The 1,373-nt window shown below is 29.1% G+C and carries 1 protein-coding gene; it reads right to left on the bottom strand.

Annotated features, from left to right (window positions below; translation table 11 throughout):
• Positions 1-472 (bottom strand): hypothetical protein (locus Q0257_RS06870; RefSeq protein WP_298023246.1); only part of this gene is annotated, 472 nt, incomplete at its 3' end.
• Positions 473-1,373: the final 901 nt, after the last annotated feature.

The raw sequence follows: 1,373 nt of genomic DNA, 5'->3' as shown, positions 1-1,373 counted from the left end.
TAATAGGCATAAGCAACAAGCCCATAATTATAAAAATAAACATATAAAATTTAAAGTTGTATAATGCCACGACGATCATTATAAATAAAACTAAAACACAAAATTTAATTTTCACATCAAATGGCGCGAAATTGGGAATCATATAAGCATATCTGTAAACGGAGATATTTTTTAACGCCATCTCTTTTTCGTATTTTGTTTTATTTTTAAATTCTATTTTATCTCTCATAAAGGTTATTGTTTTTTTGCTTTTTAGAAAGTGTGCCGCGTATATAAAGAAAAAGGCGCTGCCATAACCTAGCAATATTTTCATATAAAACCTAAATTTATATTCGCCGCCAAAATTCTGTATCAAAGAACAAATTAACAAAATTCCAAGAGCTATCAGCCAAAACAGATCGTCCAGCTTTTTTACGACTATCGGATCTTTGTCGTAATCTCTAAACTCAACCTCTTTCTTCCTTGTATCCATAACCACCCGCTTTAGCTAAGATAATATTTTTCTATTTTATCAATATCGATATGTTTTCTAATCAAAAACCATTCTTTTATTTCGTTTAGCCTTTCTGTATCATATACGCAAACTAAATAATTTTTTGCCGATAAAATAGAGCTTAAATAATAAGTATTTTTCTGCTCATAGTACGGATAATCCACTACGATCGCAGAAAAGAATGAAAAATTCTTAAAATTGCCTACAATTAAAAAATGAAAAAATATTTTCAAAAAGATTGCAGAGAGTATTGAGAAAATGAAGAATAATAAAATTTGCGATGACAGAAACGATAATGCTGCAATAGAAAAAATTATAATAATATTATAAATGAGGCGGCGAACTTTATCATCGTTGCAATATCCCCAAAATGGTCTGCCTACCACATAATTTAAATGAAAGTTATTTGTCCTTCTCTCGAGCTCGCCGTTGTTATAGAAATCTATAGAATTATTCATAAAGTAGATTTTTCGATTATTATTGCTTACACAGCTGTTATAAATAAGTCTCAATACTATCACTATAAAAATTCCGAATATAATACTAGAGCCTATTTCCATCATCGATATATGGTGTTTTGAAAAAATTAAATCCCATATGCTTAGAATATACCCGCCCAAAATCATAGGCGCGTATAGAAATGTAATTGTAGATATTAGTAGTCTCTCATAATTTTTTACTATTATTGGCTCTTTGTCGTAATCTCTACCTTTTTGTTTATTATAATTTTCCATTATTTCAAGCCCATTTTAAAAAATAGATCTAAATTTATAATAGCTTAATTTGACAAAAGACTTTTATATGCATTGCCTGACTTCTTTCTTAGCGACCTCTTCCCTCGTCATTTTATCCTCCTCATTAGATAAACAAATAATCTTTC

Origin of the sequence: uncultured Campylobacter sp. (genome assembly GCF_938018035.1) — a bacterium.
In the GTDB taxonomy this organism is placed as follows: Bacteria; Campylobacterota; Campylobacteria; order Campylobacterales; family Campylobacteraceae; genus Campylobacter_B.
Note: the sequence above shows the minus strand (reverse complement) of the source record. Positions and strands in the feature narration are given on the sequence as shown.